14 protein-coding genes, 1 tRNA gene and 1 pseudogene are annotated in these 17172 nt (G+C 70.9%); 9 read left to right on the top strand and 7 right to left on the bottom strand.

Annotated elements, in window-relative coordinates; translation table 11 throughout:
- The 7 genes and pseudogenes from J1C73_RS16590 to J1C73_RS16560 form a co-directional block, all read right to left on the bottom strand.
- Nucleotides 1-686 (bottom strand): DUF8010 domain-containing protein (locus tag J1C73_RS16590; protein WP_207317067.1); only part of this gene is annotated, 686 nt, incomplete at its 3' end.
- Nucleotides 683-1105 (bottom strand): acyl-CoA thioesterase, encoded by a 423-nt coding sequence (locus J1C73_RS16585; RefSeq protein ID WP_207317066.1) that lies wholly within the window; start codon nt 1103-1105, stop codon nt 683-685. The genes J1C73_RS16585 and J1C73_RS16590, both read right to left, overlap by 4 nt.
- 5 nt (nt 1106-1110) lie before the next feature.
- Entirely contained in the window at nt 1111-2775 is a 1665-nt protein-coding gene (gene ettA / locus J1C73_RS16580) for an energy-dependent translational throttle protein EttA (RefSeq protein WP_123471144.1), read from the bottom strand.
- Nucleotides 2776-2982: 207 nt separating this feature from the next.
- Nucleotides 2983-4434, bottom strand: coding sequence for an LAETG motif-containing sortase-dependent surface protein (locus tag J1C73_RS16575; RefSeq protein WP_207317065.1), 1452 nt, complete (start codon nt 4432-4434; stop codon nt 2983-2985).
- A 432-nt stretch (nt 4435-4866) separates the two neighbouring features.
- Nucleotides 4867-5274 (bottom strand): annotated as a pseudogene (locus J1C73_RS36035) (single-stranded DNA-binding protein); the annotation flags it as partial.
- Between the two features lie 103 nt (nt 5275-5377).
- Nucleotides 5378-7285 (bottom strand): GTPase, encoded by a 1908-nt coding sequence (locus J1C73_RS16565; protein ID WP_207317063.1) that lies wholly within the window; start codon nt 7283-7285, stop codon nt 5378-5380.
- Nucleotides 7282-8934: a dynamin family protein gene (locus J1C73_RS16560; protein WP_207317069.1), complete on the bottom strand. Its 1653-nt coding sequence runs from the start codon at nt 8932-8934 to the stop codon at nt 7282-7284. Before J1C73_RS16560 ends, J1C73_RS16565 begins: the two co-directional genes overlap by 4 nt.
- A 316-nt stretch (nt 8935-9250) precedes the next feature.
- Between J1C73_RS16560 and J1C73_RS16555 the strand changes: the two genes are divergently transcribed.
- From J1C73_RS16555 to J1C73_RS16520, 9 genes are all read left to right on the top strand, one after another.
- Nucleotides 9251-9323: transfer RNA gene (locus tag J1C73_RS16555), tRNA-Arg, on the top strand.
- 219 nt (nt 9324-9542) lie between these two features.
- Complete coding sequence (locus J1C73_RS35755; RefSeq protein WP_307797708.1) at nt 9543-10052, top strand: tryptophan 7-halogenase; 510 nt, start codon at nt 9543-9545, stop codon at nt 10050-10052.
- Complete coding sequence (locus tag J1C73_RS34955; protein WP_242644279.1) at nt 10042-10197, top strand: hypothetical protein; 156 nt, start codon at nt 10042-10044, stop codon at nt 10195-10197. Before J1C73_RS35755 ends, J1C73_RS34955 begins: the two co-directional genes overlap by 11 nt.
- 383 nt (nt 10198-10580) lie before the next feature.
- Nucleotides 10581-12134 (top strand): sugar ABC transporter ATP-binding protein, encoded by a 1554-nt coding sequence (locus J1C73_RS16545; RefSeq protein ID WP_207317062.1) that lies wholly within the window; start codon nt 10581-10583, stop codon nt 12132-12134.
- Nucleotides 12131-13186 (top strand): ABC transporter permease, encoded by a 1056-nt coding sequence (locus J1C73_RS16540; RefSeq protein WP_207317061.1) that lies wholly within the window; start codon nt 12131-12133, stop codon nt 13184-13186. Before J1C73_RS16545 ends, J1C73_RS16540 begins: the two co-directional genes overlap by 4 nt.
- 64 nt (nt 13187-13250) lie before the next feature.
- Entirely contained in the window at nt 13251-14222 is a 972-nt protein-coding gene (locus J1C73_RS16535; protein WP_207317068.1) for an ABC transporter permease, read from the top strand.
- Between the two features lie 50 nt (nt 14223-14272).
- Entirely contained in the window at nt 14273-15358 is a 1086-nt protein-coding gene (gene rhaS, locus J1C73_RS16530) for a rhamnose ABC transporter substrate-binding protein (RefSeq protein WP_207317060.1), read from the top strand.
- Nucleotides 15359-15408: 50 nt separating this feature from the next.
- The gene (locus J1C73_RS16525) at nt 15409-15723 is read left to right on the top strand and encodes an L-rhamnose mutarotase (protein ID WP_207317059.1); all 315 of its coding nucleotides are present in this window, start codon (nt 15409-15411) and stop codon (nt 15721-15723) included.
- A gap of 227 nt (nt 15724-15950) precedes the next feature.
- Nucleotides 15951-17099, top strand: coding sequence for a hypothetical protein (locus J1C73_RS16520; protein ID WP_207317058.1), 1149 nt, complete (start codon nt 15951-15953; stop codon nt 17097-17099).
- Nucleotides 17100-17172 lie beyond the last annotated feature (73 nt).

Raw genomic sequence — 17172 nt, 5'->3', positions numbered from 1 at the left:
CCCACCAAGACATCGAACACGCCCAGCCCGCCCCCGGCACCGGCCCGCCGCACGGCGATCGCGCCGAACGGGGTGCGCAGCCGCAGCCACGCCCCCGCCGCGAGCAGCGCGACGGGGAAGTCCGGTGCGGACCGGAGGAAGCCCAGGGCCTGCGCCGCGTGCACGGCGCGCAACGGCAGCTCCGTGCCACCGACGGTCCGCGACCAGATGTCGCGCCCGATGAGGTCCCGTTCGGCCCGGGTACGCCGGCCCTCGGGCAGGTCCTCGTCGCGCGCCCGGAACTCCGCGACGGCGGCGGTCAGCGCCGTGTGCAGGGCGGCGGGACCCGGCAGGCCCTGGCACTCCCGCCAGCCACCGCGCGGGGGCAGCACGCCCGTCCATGGCGGTCCGGTCACCGACGGGGGCAGCGACCCCGCACCGGCATCCGGTCCCTCGACGTCCAGCGACTCGAGGAGTTCACCGGCCGACACCGTGACGTCGAAGTCATGTGTGTCCGCGAGCCGCACCGCCCGGATCGCCAGGACCTCGAACGACGGCGGCCGGCCGAACACGGCCAGCGCCCCGCCGCCCGCCTGAAGCCGTACGGCGGCGGCCCGGTCGTAGTGGAGCAGCCGACCGAGGAAGCCCGCGAGATCCGCGGCCTCCCTCGCGTCGGCGAACAACAGCGAGTGCACAGGCACGGTCATGCCGCCGCGGGCTCCTCGGCCAGGTACTTCTGGAGGAAGAGCTTCTCCTCGGCGGAGATCCGCCGCGGGCGTTCCTCGGCCAGGTCGTACGGCACGACGATGGTCGACGCCCGTACGTACACCTGCTCGGGATCCTTGATCTCGTACGCGATCGTCAGCGACGCGGCACCGATCTTCGTCACCCAGGACTCGACGGTCACCGGCGAGTGCCGGTGGACCAGCGGCCGGACGTAGTCGATCTCGTGCCGGGCCACGACGGAGCCGCCCGCGAAGGACGGCGAGCCGTCCCCCGGCGCCAGCCGGAACATGAAGTCGATGCGCGCCTCCTCCAGATAGCGGAGGAAGACCACGTTGTTGACGTGGCCGAAGGCATCCATGTCCGACCAGCGCAGCGGGCAGCTGTAGATGTGACGTGCCAAGACGATCAGCCTCGCGTGAGCTTCTTGTACGTGGCGCGGTGCGGACGAGCCGCGTCCGCACCGAGACGCTCGACCTTGTTCTTCTCGTACGACTCGAAGTTGCCCTCGAACCAGTACCACTTGGAGTCGCCCTCGTACGCCAGGATGTGCGTGGCGACGCGGTCCAGGAACCAACGGTCGTGGGAGATGACCACGGCCGCACCCGGGAACTCCAGGAGGGCGTTCTCCAGCGAGGAGAGGGTCTCGACGTCGAGGTCGTTGGTGGGCTCGTCGAGGAGCAGCAGGTTGCCGCCCTCCTTGAGCGTCAGCGCCAGGTTGAGGCGGTTGCGCTCACCACCGGAGAGCACACCGGCCGGCTTCTGCTGGTCCGGGCCCTTGAAGCCGAACGCGGAGACGTACGCCCGCGACGGCATCTCGACCTGGCCGACGTTGATGTAGTCCAGCTCGTCCGACACGACGGCCCAGAGGGTCTTCTTCGGGTCGATGTTGGAGCGGGACTGGTCGACGTAGGAGATCTTGACCGTGTCGCCGACCTTGATGGCGCCGGAGTCCGGCGTCTCCAGGCCCTGGATCATCTTGAACAGCGTGGTCTTGCCCGCGCCGTTCGGACCGATGACACCGACGATGCCGTTGCGCGGCAGCGTGAACGACAGGTCGTCGATGAGGACCTTGTCGCCGAAGGCCTTCGAGAGGTTCTCGACCTCGACGACGATGGAACCGAGCCGCGGGCCCGGCGGGATCTGGATCTCCTCGAAGTCCAGCTTCCGCATCTTGTCCGCCTCGGCCGCCATCTCCTCGTACCGGGCGAGACGTGCCTTGGACTTGGTCTGCCGGCCCTTGGCGTTGGAGCGGACCCACTCCAGCTCTTCCTTGAGCCGCTTCTGGCGCTTCTCGTCCTTGCGGCCCTCGACCTTGAGGCGGGTGGCCTTCTTCTCCAGGTACGTGGAGTAGTTGCCCTCGTAGGGGATGGCGCGGCCGCGGTCGAGTTCGAGGATCCACTCGGCGACGTTGTTCAGGAAGTACCGGTCGTGGGTGACGGCGACCACGGCGCCCGCGTACTTCGAGAGGTGCTGCTCCAGCCAGTTCACCGACTCGGCGTCGAGGTGGTTGGTGGGCTCGTCGAGCAGGAGCAGGTCCGGGGCCTCGATGAGCAGCTTGCAGAGCGCGACGCGGCGCTTCTCGCCACCGGAGAGGTTGACGACGGGCCAGTCGCCGGGCGGGCAGCCCAGGGCGTCCATGGCCTGCTCCAGCTGCGCGTCCAGGTCCCACGCGTTGGCGTGGTCCAGGTCCTCCTGGAGCTTGCCCATCTCGTCCATGAGCGCGTCGGTGTAGTCGGTCGCCATTTCCTCGGCGACCTCGTTGAAGCGCTTCAGCTTGCCCATGATCTCGGCGGCGCCGTCCTGCACGTTCTCCAGCACGGTCTTCGACTCGTCGAGCTTGGGCTCCTGCATGAGGATGCCGACGCTGAACCCGGGCGACAGGAAGGCGTCACCGTTGGACGGCTGCTCCAGGCCCGCCATGATCTTCAGCACCGTGGACTTACCGGCACCGTTGGGGCCCACCACACCGATCTTCGCGCCGGGCAGGAAGCTCAGCGTCACGTCGTCAAGGATGACCTTGTCGCCGTGCGCCTTGCGTGTCTTGCGCATCGTGTAGATGTACTCAGCCAAGAGAAACCGTCCGGCAATCGATGAGTGGGCAGATACACCCATCTTGCCTGACGTCCGTACCCGGATGGAAACCAGTCCGGTCCTCGGTACACACCTTCCCGGTCTCCGGGATGCGCCGCCCCCGGCCCCGCGGTACGCGACAGCCCCGGTACGCGGGTGCGTACCGGGGCTGTCATCAGCACATCGTGACCGTGTGCCTACGACTCATCACTCGCCAGAGGACTGGCCCTTGCGCCGGCGGAGGAAGAAGACCGCGCCGCCGCCGACGACGACCAGGGCGATCGCGATCCCCGCGATGACCGGGGTGGCGTTGGAGCTTCCGGTCTCGGCGAGGTCGCCCTCGGCGCCCGTGGTGCTGCCGCCCGCCGTGGCGGTGGTCGTGCTGGGCTGGTCGGCGGTCTGGGTGTCGAGGCCGCCGGTGGTGGCGGCGCCGCTGGTCTTGCAGTCCAGCACGCCCTTGAACGTCTTCGTGAACCCGCTGGGCCCGGTGATCGTGAATTCGTACGCCTGGTCCTCGGCGACCGGCACGGTCACGGTCTCGGACTTGCCCGCCTCGACGGTGTGCTCCGCCCCGGCCAGTTCGAAGGTGAACGCCTCGTCGCCCTTGTTGCTCGCGGTGACGTCCACGCCGCCCTTGGCGCAGTTCTTCTTCGCGGAGAGCGCCGGCATCGCGCCCTTCTTGGCCCAGGTGGCGGTGGCGCTCGCCGAGACCGTGGACTCGCTGGAGCCGGCCAGGATCTGGGTCTGGCTCCTGGTCACCCCGGCGAAGGCCCGGCCGACGGGCACCGAGGTGGTGGCCTGGACGGTCAGCGAGGCCGAACCGTCGGCGGAACCGGCCGGAACGTCGAAGTAGAGCTCGGAGCCGTTGGCCGCCTTGGTGACGGCCTTGCCCTTCTTGTCGGTGACCTTGATGCCGCTGGCGGAGTCGGCGGGCGGACTCACCGAGACCTGACCGGCGTTGGTGCGGACGGTGACGGGCCCCAGCCGCTCACCGGACCGGCCGGACACGGCGGCAGGGTCCAGGGCGAGGGAGGCCTTGGGCTCCGCTGTATCGGTGGCGGACTTCTCCAGCCAGTCGGCGAGCTTCTCGGCCTGGCCGTCCGACGCGTCGACGTCGGCGTTGTCCGAGAAGCGCCAGATGGCGACCTGGGTGCCTGCCGCCGCGGTCTTCTCGGTGAGCGGCCCGGTGCCCGCCGCGTCGGCGAGTGCCGAGAGGTCGTCGATCTGCGGGTAGGAGTGCTCGAGGATCCAGCGGATCCGGCCGGCGTTCTTGTTGCTGCCCAGTGAGGTCTGGGCCCAGGGGGTCTCCAGGTACTTCGCCTGGTCCTGGGTGGGATTGTGAATGTCGATGCAGTACGTCTTGAGCCTGCCGCCGCCGTCGACGGTCATCTCGAAGAGCCCGGCGGGCAGTCTCTGCTTCTTGCCGTCCGCGTGGAGCACCGCGACGTCGTAGGTCTTCAACCCGTCCAGGACCGCGCTCGCGCCGCCCAGGTGCTGGGGCGCCTCGTCGGCAGCCGCGCCGCCCGCACCGGCAAGGGTGCCGGCCATGACCAGACCGGATGCCACCACCGATGCCGCCAGGCGGGATATGCCCCGGATCCGTCGGGAGTTGACCGTCGCCCTGGATGACGAGGCGGTCGCTGAAGAAGCAAAAAACACAGAATTCCCCTCCGGGCGAGACCTTCGCGCCTGGTGCGCGTGTGGGGAATGTCCCGCCTGCCGACTCAAGTGCCCTGTGAGTACTGGGGAATCCTAAGGACGAAGCGAAGCACAGTCCCCCGTCATACCGCCGGATAACCATTCCGACTCGGAATCGTTATCCCCGGTAACGCTTGTGCCAGGGGCGGTTGGTGCGGCCGGTCAGGGCGCGGACACGAGCTCGGGGCCGCCTTTCCGGCGCACCGCCCGACGCCTGACCGCTGGGCGTTCCACCCGATCCGGCTGATCCGGCTGATCCGGCTGATCGGTCTGCTCCGCCGTTCCCCGCGTCTCCTCCCGCGTCTCCCCCCGCGTCTCGTCTCGTGTCTCCTCCCGCGTCTCTCCCCGCGCAGGTGTGTCCTGCCCGGACATCTCGCGTACCGCCCACCGGTCCGGCTCGGCCGCCCCGGGACCGCCGGTACGCGACACCAGCCCCGGATCGGCCCTGACCACCCGTCGGAACGCCGACGTACCCCGGGTCAGATCGTGGCCCACGGCCGTCGCCTCGATGTCCACGAACGTCCGTCGCTGTCCCTCCCGTTCCTCCTCGCGCACCTTCAGCCTGCCGTGCACCACCAGGGGCTCCCCGACGGAAACGGAACCCGTCAGATTCGAAGCCAGGGCCCGCCATGCCCACACGGTGTAAAAGCTGGTGTGCCCGTCCGCCCAGAGCTGTTTCTCCCGGTCCCACCGCCGGGGCGTCACCGCGAACCGGAATCGCGCCATTCCCCCGCTCGCGGTCTCCCGGAACTCCACACCGGTGGCCGCATTGCCCACCAGCGTCACCAAGGTCTCGTTCATGACTCCGCCTCCCCTTCGGTCTGGATTCAGTGCCCCGCACCCTTGCGTCCGGTCACTGATCCCATGCTGAAGGGGAGGCGGAATTCATGCTGGGGCCTGTGGACTAACTGCCCGTTGTGGAAAACTCCGTCACCGCCACATAGCGCTCCCGCACCTCGCGATAGCGCACCAGTTCCGCAGCCACCGGATCGAGCACCCTGGCCCGCCCGCAGGCGGCCGCGGCCTCGCGCAGCCGGCGCTCGGCCTCCTGGCCGTACCGTCGTGCGGGCCCCCGGGCCGCCGCCGCGCACGACCACTCCACCAGCGGGCCGCCGATGATCCCCGCCAGCATCACAAGAGCGGGCGTCAGCAGTCCCGGTTCGAGCACCCCGATGATCTGGCCGATCAGCCACAGGCCGCCGAGGATCTGCAGCAACGTCATCGCCACCTGCGCCAGTACGGCCGCGGGCCACCAGGCCGGCCGCGGAGGCTTGCCGCCGCCACGCACCGGGTGCGCCCCGGTCCGCCCGCCGGGTTCCGCAGGCTCGTCGCCGGCGGTGTCCGCGCCCCTACCCGGCGCCGCGCCGGCCCGCTCGGCCAGTTCGTCGAGCGCCTCGGGCAGCCCCTGTGCCCCGTGCACCGCGGCCTCGCGCACCGCTTGCGCCCATGGCCCCGGCAGCCCGTCGACGGCGTCGTCCGCGACTGTGCGTACCGCCTGTTCGACCCGCTGGCGTGCGGTGAGCTGCTCCTCGGGCGGTGTGGTGAGTGCCGTCCGGTCCAGGTTCCGCGGCTGCCGGGTGGACTCGTACCAGCGCCACAGCCGCAGCCACGGCGTGCCGCAGGCCCGGCCGGCGTTGCGGCGCCATTCGCGCTCCGCCGCCTCGCCGGCCGCGGCGGCGCCGACAGCTGCCGCGAGCCGGTCGGTGAACTCCTCCCGGGCCCGCTCCCCCAGTCCGGGCCGCCCCTCGGCGACGTACACCGGGCGGAGCCTGGCCGCGGCGGCGTCCACATCGGCGGAGAGCCGGCGCGTCGCGGCAGTGCGCTCCTGGACGAACCGGCCGAGGAGTTCGCGCAGTTCCCCCACCCCGTCACCGGTGAGGGCGGACAGCGACAGGACCGTGGCGCCCGGTTCGCCGTGTTCGCCGAGGGCCATGCCGTCCTCGTCGAGCAGCCGGCGCAGGTCGTCCAGGACCTGGTCGGCCGCCTCGCCGGGCAGTCGGTCAATCTGGTTGAGGACGACGAAGGTGACCTCCGCGTGTCCGGCGAGCGGGCGCAGATAGCGCTCGTGCAGTGCGGCGTCCGCGTACTTCTCCGGGTCCACCACCCAGACCACCGCGTCGACCAGCGCCAGTACCCGGTCCACCTGTTCGCGGTGCCCGGCCGCCGCCGAGTCGTGGTCGGGCAGATCGACCAGCACGAGCCCCTGGAGCGCCTCGTCGGCCCGCGTACCGCTCTGCTGCGGCCTGCGCCTGAGCCGTCCCGGGATCGCCAGCCGGTCCAGCAGCCCGGCGGCGCCGTCCGTCCACGAGCAGGCGATGGGCGCGGAGGTGGTCGGCCTGCGCAGCCCGGCTTCGGAGATCTGCGCGCCCGCGAGGGAGTTGAAGAGCGTCGACTTGCCGCTGCCGCTCGCTCCGGCGATGGCGACGACGGTGTGCCGGGAGGAGAGCCGCTGACGGGCGGCGGCCTCGTCGAGCACCCGGCCCGCCTCGGCGAGGTCGGTCCGGTCGAGCCGGGCCCTGGAGAGTCCGACGAGCTCGCGCAGTGCGTCCAGACGGGGGCTGAGCGGGCTGCCGGAGGGCACGTACGCCTCGACCTGGGGGCGTACGTCGTCGTCCGGGGCGGCTTCCGGCGCCTCCTGGGGCACGGCCCCGGCGGCGCGCCGGGCGATGAGCCCGTCGTCCCAGCCCCTGCCCGGCCTGTCCCGGTCCTTCTCCAGGCCCTCGCGGGGGGCGGAACCCCCGTCCGGGCTCCACTCCGGCTCCGGTCCCTCTCCCTGCCCCCGGCCCGGACCCTCGTCAGTGACGGCAGTCATCGCTGCCACCTCTCCTTCTGCAGTACGGACAGGGCGGCAATCAGTTCGGCTTGCGGCTCGGGGGTCACGTCGAGTGCGTCCAGCGGGGCGAGACGCCGGTCGCGTTCGCCGCCCAGCACCTGGTCGAGATAGCTGGTGAGCAGTGCCCCGCCCTTGTCGCGCAGCCGCAGCGCGCCCTGGGCGCCGATGCGTTCGGCGAGCTGTTCCCCGGCGGTACGGGCCCGGCGGCCGCCCAGCAGGGCGGCGGCCAGCAGGGTGGCGACGGTCTCCCCGTCGGGCGCGGCATTGCGTTCCATGAGGCGCACCTCTTCCTCGGCCAGCTCCTCCAGGACCCTGCGCCACCGCCGTACGGCCATGGCGATCCGGCCCCGGATGTCTTCCGCGGGTCCCCATCCCCCCTCTTCCCGGCCCACCGCCTCGAAGCCGAACACCGCGGCCGCGGGCTCCCGCTGCCAGGTCGTCCGGATCTGTTCGTCGGCGGCCGCCACCGCGCACTCCAGGAGTGCGGCGAGGCTCTCCACCAGGGCTTCGAGGACTTCTTCCGAGGTGCTGTACAGCGGGTACCCGCGCCACCGGGTCCGGGCGTCCCCGGCGAGCGCACCGCCGTTGTGCAGCCGCCGCCGAACGCGTGTGCCCTCCGCCCGGTACGCGTCCTCGACCACCCCGGTCAGCCGCACGGCGGCCGCGTACTGGGCCGCGACGGCCCCGGCCAGCGCCGGCATCCGGACATCGAGCGAGTCGATCACCCCGGCGGCCGTACGTCCGACCGTCTGCTGACGGGCCGCCGGATCCTGCGCGCGGTGGGTAAGCCAGGCGCGCAGCGGGGCGACCGCCGTGGTGGGCAGCAGTCCGCTGCCGCCGCCCGCCGACTCGGGCAGCTCGGGAATGGTGAAGCGGGGCACCTCGCCGAGGCCGGCCTTGGTGAGGAGTGCCCCGTACTGCCGCGACACCTCGCCGATCACCTGGTGCGGTACCCGGTCGAGGACGGTGACGAGCGAGGCGTCGTACTCCTTGGCGGTACGCAGCAGATGCCACGGCACGGCGTCGGCGTACCGGGCGGCGGTGGTCACCATCACCCAGACGTCAGCCGCGCAGACGAGTTCGGCGGCCAGTACCCGGTTGCGCACGACGAGCGAGTCGATGTCGGGGGCGTCCAGCAGGGCGAGCCCGCGCGGCAGCCCGACTGCGGTCTCGACGCGCAGCGCGGTGCCTTCCTCGGCCGCGCTCCCGTCGAGTCCGTCGAGGTCGTCGCACTGGCCGGGGTTCGCGAACTCCTCGGGCGGCAGCCAGACCCGGGTCAGCTGCGGGAGCACCCGGATGTCGGCGAACCAGTGATGATCATCCGGGTGGCAGACCAGCACCGGGGTGCGCGTGGTCGGCCGCAGCACCCCGGCCTCACTGACCCGGCGCCCCACCAGGGAGTTGACGAGCGTCGACTTGCCCGCGCCGGTGGACCCGCCGATGACGGCGAGCAGGGGCGCCTCGGGGTCCTTGAGCCGGGGCAGCAGATAGTCGTCGAGCTGGGCGAGCAGCTCGATCCTGGTCTGCCTGGCGCGTGGAGCGCCCGGCAGCGGGAGTGGAAGACGCACGGCAGCGACACGGTCGCGCAGGGCGGAAAGTGCGTCGATGAGCTGAGGCCGTACGTCCAAGGTCACCACATGCGAAGAATGCCCAATTTTGGAGCCTTTTTGAAGCGTATAGACCCCTCTGCGCGGCGGTTCCTCCTCAGGACAGAGGGGACGACTGGGGCGCAGGCATAACGAGTGCACAACACCCGGGGCGTGAGACGCCAAAAGCGATGCGTGAATCGCACCTACCTGCGATTATCGTTTCGCTTCACCGAACCTCCACATCGTGCCACGCAGGTGAAGCAACCGGGTCCAGGCGATCGGAGCCCTATCCTTGTCCCGGCAGGTCACGGACCGCCCGGGTCCCAGGGCTCCAGGTCACCGAGGCCACCACCCGGCCCCCGTAGCTCAGTGGATAGAGCAGGCGCCTTCTAAGCGCTTGGCCGCAGGTTCGAGTCCTGCCGGGGGCGCACAGCCCGTACCTCATCAGGCCCTCCTTCGGGAGGGCCTTTTTTCGCAGGTCACAGCACGGTAGCGAGAGCGGCGTAGCGAGCACGTAAGCGCCGCAGGAGGCCCGGGTCACGCGAAATATAGGGGCGTCATAGATGTGCGGGTGAATCTGGCGGTACTGGCCGGGTAACCGCCTCAAGGGAGATTCGCTGAAGCGCCCGTTCCGCACGAAGACCGCGGTGTACGTCGTCGCCGCCGTGATGTCCGGGGGCCTCGCTTCCGGCTGCACGGGCAAAACCAGCGAGGAGTCCGCCTCCTACACCGTCGGCGGCCACGTCACCTCGCTCCGGGTCAAGACCTCGGGCGGCCGTATCGCGGTGGTGGTCGGCTCGGGACGCTCGCTCAAGGTGACCGAGGAACTCCGGTACGACGACGACCGCACGTTCGACCCGGCACTGATGGACGCCTTCAACCGCGAGGTCGCCGTGATGTTCGACGACACCCGCGACTTCGTCCAGACGCACGTCCACTGCGCCCCGCGCAACGACACACCCTTCTGGCAGGCCAACAAGGAGCTGCCCCTCCCGGAGCGCGCGGGAGAGGATCGCCGCCTACCGTGCGGGGCTGCCGGTCGGCGCCCCGCACACCGACGAATCCACGTACTACGGCAACTTCGAGGCGGAGATCCGCAACCTGAGCACCAATGGCGCCTACTACTGCGTCCTCGCGGGCCTCGGAGTGCTTCCTGACACCCCGCTGCCCGCGCTGGCCCACCGGCCCGAGTCCGTGGCCGGGGCGGAGCCGCTCTTCGAGGCCGTCAAACGCCAGCAGCAGAACCTCCTGGAGGCGCTGCCCAGCGCCCACGACTACCTGCGCCGGCTGCACGGCGCCTGAGGGTCCGGCGGGAGCGGCCCCGGCCTGGCGCGTCGCGCTTGTCCCCGCCCGCCCCGGCCGCCGCCGGCTGGACCGTGTCCTGCCGCTCGTACGTGCTTCACAGGGCCGCGGCCGCTCTGCGCGAGGCCACACAGCATGAATCGATTCAGCACCAGGCCGGGCAATCCTCCCACCAAGGCGCCACCGAGGGCCCGCACGCACGCGAGCCGACGCTGTTCATTTCCCCCGCACCCCTCCCCCCAACCTCAGTAAATTCCCACGACGCACCCATTGACTACGCCCACGCACCCCGTCTAGCTTCCGAGGAGCCCGATTGAAACCTTTCACGACGAGTGGGCCCCTGCGGCCTTCCGCCGGCTCGGTCCACCGCTCAGGAGCCCCTCATGAACAAGTCCGCCAAGGGCCCGGACTCGGCCCCGGAGCCGGCCCCGGAGCCGGCCCCGGTTCTGGCGCTGAAGGGTGTGAGCAAATCCTTCGGTGCCGTACGGGCCCTGCAGGACGTGTCCCTCGAACTCTTCCCCGGTGAGGCGCACGCACTCGCCGGGGAGAACGGCGCGGGAAAGTCCACCCTCATCAAGGCGCTCGCCGGGGTGCACCGCCCTGACAACGGTGTCGTACTGCTCGACGGGAAGCCCGTCGTCTTCAACGGCCCGGCCGCCGCCCGCGATGCCGGTATCGCCGTCATCTACCAGGAGCCGACGCTCTTTCCCGATCTGTCGATCGCCGAGAACATCTTCATGGGCCGCCAGCCCCGGCGTTCCCTCGGCCGGATCGACCGCAGAGCCGTGCACGACACGACCGCGGGGCTGATGCGCCGGCTCGGTGTGGATCTGGCCCCCGACCGGCCGGCCCGCGGGCTCTCCATCGCGGACCAGCAGATCGTCGAGATCGCCAAGGCGCTCTCCTTCGAGGCCCGTGTCCTGATCATGGACGAGCCGACCGCCGCGCTCACCGGCAGCGAGACGGCCAGGCTGTTCTCCGTCGTACGGGCGCTGCGCGCCGAGGGTGCGGCCGTGCTGTTCATCTCGCACCGGCTCGACGAGATCTTCGAGTTGTGCCAGCGCGTCACCACCCTCCGCGACGGCAGGTGGATCTCCTCCGAGCCGCTGGACGGGCTCACCCAGGACGGTCTCGTGCGGCTCATGGTCGGCCGCGACCTCGACGACCTCTACCCGAAGCAGGACGCCGCCGTCGGCGAAGTCGCCCTTTCCGTACGGCGGCTGACGCGGGAGGGCGTCTTCCACGACGTGTCGTTCGAGGTGCGCCGGGGCGAGATCGTCGCACTGGCCGGGCTCGTCGGGGCCGGCCGCACCGAGGTGGCCCAGGCCGTCTTCGGCGTCGACCCCGCCGACGCGGGTGAGGTCCGGGTGAACGGCACCGCGCTGCGCGCCGGTTCGCCCACCGCCGCGATGGCCGCCGGGCTCGCCCTCGTGCCCGAGGACCGCAGGCAGCGCGGGCTCGTCATGGAGATGTCGATCGAACGCAACATCGGCCTCACCGGGCTCGGCGAGGTCCGCCGCGGCGCACTGGTCAGCCGGGCCCTGGAGCACGACCGGGCCGCCGACTGGGCCCTGCGCCTCCAGCTCAAGTACAACCGGCTGGCCGACACCGTCGGTGTCCTGTCCGGCGGCAACCAGCAGAAGGTCGTGCTGGCCAAGTGGCTGGCCACCGGACCCTGCGTACTCATCGTCGACGAGCCCACCCGCGGCATCGACGTCGGCACCAAGGCCGAGGTCCACCGGCTGCTCTCCGCGCTGGCCGCCGAAGGGCTCGCCGTGCTGATGATCTCCTCCGACCTGCCCGAGGTGATCGGCATGGCCGACCGGGTGCTCGTCATGCACGAGGGCCGGCTCGTCGCCGAACTCCCGCGCACGCGGGCCACCGAGGAGACGGTCATGGCGGCGGCGACCGGACTCGGCGAAAGGACAGCGGCATGACCACCACCGTCGCAAGCCCGCCGGACAGCGGCCCGAAGGCGCCGGCCCGCAGCGCGGCCTCGCTCGTGGACACGGTCTTCCGGGCCCGCGAGATATCCATCGCCGGGGCGCTGATCCTGCTGATCCTCGGCACCTATCTGGCCAATCCGCGCTTCCTGTCCGACCAGGGCATCAAGGACCTGCTGCTCAACTCCTCGATCCTGGTGCTGCTCGCGGTCGGCCAGTCGGCCGTCGTCATCACCCGCAACATCGATCTGTCGGTCGGCTCCGTCGTCGGGCTCTCCGCCTTCGCCTGCGGCAAGTTCGTGGCCGGAACCGATCACGGCGTGGTCACCGTCATGCTGCTGGGCATCGCCATCGGGGTGGTCTGCGGGCTGGTCTCCGGCGCGCTCGTCAGCTTCGGCAAGGTGCCCGCGCTCGTCGTGACGCTCGGCATGCTCTACATCATCCAGGGCGTGGACTACTGGTGGGCGCAGGGCGACCAGATCGGCGCCGCCGAGGTCCCCGACCAGATCCTCGGTCTCGGCAGCGGGAGCCTCCTGGGCGTGCCGTATCTGCCGCTGATCACCGTGGTGCTGCTCGCCGCGACCGCCTACTTCCTGCGCAGCTACCGCTCGGGGCGCGAGCTCTACGCGATCGGGTCGAGCCCGGAGGCCGCCGTGCTCGCCGGGGTGCCGATCCGGCGCCGGATCCTGGCCGCGTACGCCTTCTCGGGGGCCGTCGCCGGTTTCGCCGGCACCCTGTGGCTCGCCCGGTTCGGCACGGTCGTCGCGGACAACGCGCACGGCTGGGAGCTGACGGTCGTCAGCGCCGTCGTCGTCGGTGGTGTCGCCATCACCGGCGGCACGGGAACGGTCTGGGGCGCCGCGCTGGGCGCCCTGCTGCTCACCACCATCGGCAGCGTGCTGGTGGTCCTGAAGGTCGACTCGTTCTGGCAGGGCGCCATCACCGGCGCGCTGCTGCTCCTGGCCATCAGCATCGACCGAATCGTCAACCTGCGGATGACCGCCGCACTGAGGAAGAGGAGCGCCCGGCATGGCAATGGCGCCTGAGACCGGCAAGGCGGTGCCCACCGCTCCGCAGGGGTCCGCCAGGACGAAGGGTTCGCTGCGCGGCCTGGCACTGCGCTGGGACACCGCGGTCGGGGCGCTCCTGGTGGCGGTCGTCGTGGCCGGACTCGGCACCACCGACGGCTTCGGCTCGGGCGAGAACCTCGCGTTCGCCTTCAATGACATCGCCGAAGTCGCCCTCATCGCCCTGCCGATGACGCTTCTGGTGGTCGCCGGACAGGTCGACCTGTCGGTCGCCTCGATGCTGGGCCTGGGCAGTGCGCTGACCGGTGCGCTGTGGGACGCGGGGTGGGCGTTCGAGACGATCGTGCCGGTGGTGCTGCTGGCGGGCGTCGCCGGAGGGCTGCTCAACGGCTGGCTGGTCACCCGGGTCGGACTGCCGTCGCTGGCCGTCACCATCGGCACCCTCGCGCTCTACCGGGGCCTGGCCTCGGTGGCGCTCGGCAGCGACGCGGTGACCGACTTCCCCCAGACGTACGCCGACTGGGCCGTCGACACGACCACGGTGCCCGGCACCTTCCTCACGTACCCCGTCCTGCTGTTCATCGTGCTCGCCGTGATCACCGCGATCGTGCTGCACGCGACCGGCCTGGGGCGTTCCCTGTTCGCGATCGGGGCGCAGGAGGAGGCCGCGTACTTCGCGGGCATCCGGGTCAAGCGGATCAAGCTGCTGCTGTTCGTCGCCACCGGGCTGTTCTCCGCCTTCGCGGGGATCGTCTTCACGCTCCGCTACGGAAGTGCCCGCGCCGACAACGGGCTCGGCTTCGAGATGCTCGTCATCGCCTCCGTACTGCTCGGCGGCATCGACTTCGACGGCGGGAAGGGCACGCTCTTCGGCGCGGTCGCCGGGGTGCTGCTCATCGGTGTCCTGAAGAACCTGCTGACCCTCAACGACATCGCCAACGAGGTGCAGGTCATCGTGACCGGTCTGCTGCTCGTGGCGTCCGTCCTCACCCCACGCGTCATCGCGGCCGTGGTCGAACGACGCCACCGGCGCGCCGCCGGCGCCCGCCCCTGATCCCCCCTGCTCCGTCCTCGTCCGCACTCCTCGAAAGGCACACCGCCGCCATGATGCTCCGCAATGCCGCCGGGCGCCGCGCCGTCGCCACCGCCGCCACCGCGCTCTCGCTCGCCCTCGCCCTCAGCGCCTGTTCCGGCACCACGAAGGACAGTTCCGACAAGGAGTCCACGAAGGCCGGGGCCACGGCGAAGGCCGATCCGGGTGCGGCGCTGAAGAAGGGGCTGAAGCTCGCCTTCCTGCCCAAGCAGATCAACAACCCGTACGAGAAGATCGTCGACGACGCGGGGATCGAGGCGGCCAAGGAGTACGGCGGCACGGGCAAGGAGGTCGGCCCGTCCGACGCCAGCGCCTCCTCGCAGGTCAGCTACATCAACACGCTGATCCAGCAGCGCCAGGACGCGATCCTGGTCGCCGCCAACGACCCGAACGCGGTGTGCGGTCCGCTGAAGCAGGCCATGAAGAAGAACATCAAGGTCGTGGCGTACGACTCCGACACCGCGAAGGAGTGCCGCCAGCTCTTCATCAACCAGGCGAGCTCCGAGGAGATCGGCCGCAGCCTGGTCCAGCACCTCGGTGAGCAGATCGGCTACCAGGGCAAGATCGCGATCCTCTCGGCCACCCAGAACGCGACGAACCAGAACACCTGGATCGAGTTCATGAAGGACGAGCTGAAGCTGCCCAAGTACAAGGACATGAAACTGGTGAAGGTGGCGTACGGGGACGACGCGGACCAGAAGTCGTTCCAGCAGACCCAGGGCCTGATGCAGGCCTACCCCGACCTGAAGGGCATCATCTCGCCCACCACCGTCGGCATCGCGGCGGCCGCCCGCTACCTGAGCGACTCCTCGTACAAGGGCAAGGTCGTGCTGAACGGCCTGGGCACGCCGAACCAGATGCGCAAGTACGTCAAGGACGACACGGTCGAGCAGTTCTCGCTGTGGAACCCGGAGGAGCTGGGGTACCTCGGTTCGTACGCCGCCGCGGCGCTGGCGTCCGGTCAGATCACCGGCGCGCAGGGCGAGAAGTTCAAGGCGGGCAAGCTCGGCGAGTACACGATCGGCAAGGACGGCGAGGTCATCCTCGGCAAGCCGACCGTCTTCGACAAGAAGAACATCGACACGTTCGACTTCTGAGCAGCCGCAGCCCTGATCGCCGACCGCTCCGCCTACCGGGAGACCCCGTCATGCAGCGTGTCTGCTTCCTGCTGAACGTACGCGAGGACCGGATCGGCGAGTACCGCGAGCGCCACGCCTCGGTCTGGCCCGACATGCTCGCCGCGCTCTCCGCGGCGGGCTGGCACAACTACTCGCTCTTCCTGCGCGAGGACGGGCTGCTCGTCGGCTATCTGGAGACGGAGGACTTCGACGCGGCACGTGAGGCGATGGCCGCCACCGAGGTGAACGAGCGGTGGCAGCGGGACATGGCGGACTTCTTCGAGCAGCCGGAGGCGGCGGACGACGCGATGGTGCCGCTCATCGAGGTGTTCCACCTGGCGTGAGGCACGGCGGGCAGGCCCGGTCGGATCGCCGGCGTGCGTGCCGTCACCCTTCGAAACGCCGTTCGCCGCATACGGGTCCCGGCGTAGTATCCGGGCGAATCGATTCTGGGAACGCCGTGGTGGGGTCGGTGCGCGTCACCGGGCCGAGGGGGGCAAGGGGCGCGGCTCGGGACCGGTCCCTCCGGGTTCCGCACACACCGCCCCGTACGCGGCCCGAAGGGGGAACCATGGCACACAAGGACGATGCGGTACGGCTGAGACGTGCGACCGGGTGGTGCCGCGTCACCGGCACCGCGGCGCTGGTGACAGGTGCTGTCACCGCACTGAATCTGCTCTTCCCGGCCCCGGAGAACCGGCTCCTGGGCGACAGTTCGGTCATCTACGCGGTCCTGACGGCGCTGCTGACCGTGCTGTGGTGGGCCGGCGCGCTGCTCGCCCCGCCGCTGACCGCCCCGGCGCTCTCGGACGGTCCGGGCTCCGCCCCCGTCCCCGAACGGCTGCCCCGTCGCCGGATGACACGGGCGACCCTCCTGCCCTCGCTGTTCATGGCCGTGCTCCCGCTCGTCGTGGTGCGCACGATCGGCGCCCACGCCGGTCCGCTGGAACCCGTGATGCCGCTGTTCCTCGCCGTCGCCGCCCTGATCTCACTGTTCCTGCTGCGCGGTTGGCTGGGCGGTCTGATCGGCGGGTCGGACCGCTCCGGGCCGGCCGAGTTGCGCAGGGACGCCGCCGCCGGGGCTGTCGCCGCCCGCCGGGTACGGGTGGGGCGCGCCGTGTGGACCGGTGAGGGCGACGGGCGCTGGAGTGCGTCGCGCCGGCTGATGGTGTCGGCCGAGGACAGGCAGATCGCCCTGCGGACCGCGGACGAGGAGAGCGCCCGGTTCCCGTGGCTGGACCTGGAGTCGGCCGCTGTCCTGGAGGGCCGTGAGGGATGGCTGTGCTGGGCGGCTGCCGGCGGTTCCTGGGGCGATCCGGTGGAGCAGATGGGCGCCGCGCTGGTCACCGACGACGGCTACGTGGTCTGGGGGTCCACCGACCGCCATGTCGCCGAGGCGGCGTACGCGCCGGAGCACTCCCACCCCACGGCACCCCGGCGCGTGCGCCGGGCCCCGCGTGCGTCCCTCTACCGCCCCGATGTGCACAGGTACGCGCTGGCCATGGCCGCGGTGACGCTCCTCGCCCTGGTCGTCGCCGAACGCGGCCTGGGACCCGACGCGTTGTCCTGGTGCCTGGCCCTGGTCGCCGCCGGTACCGGCGTCCGCGGGGTGTACGGGTTCACCCGGCGGCTCGCCGACCGCCCGGGTCCGGGCTGGGAGCCCCCGGCGTCTTCCCGGGGGCGGGAGCGGCACGGACGCCGGGACGGCGACAGAGTCTAGGTCTTTCGTTTGGACCAGGCTGGATCAGGGAGCGGGGTCCGGTGCGTGCAGATGCAAGGCGGAGGAGGGAGTC

The sequence above is a fragment of the Streptomyces laculatispora genome, from assembly GCF_017353455.1.
Taxonomy (GTDB): Bacteria; Actinomycetota; Actinomycetes; order Streptomycetales; family Streptomycetaceae; genus Streptomyces; species Streptomyces laculatispora.
This window is presented reverse-complemented; position numbering and strand designations above follow the sequence as displayed.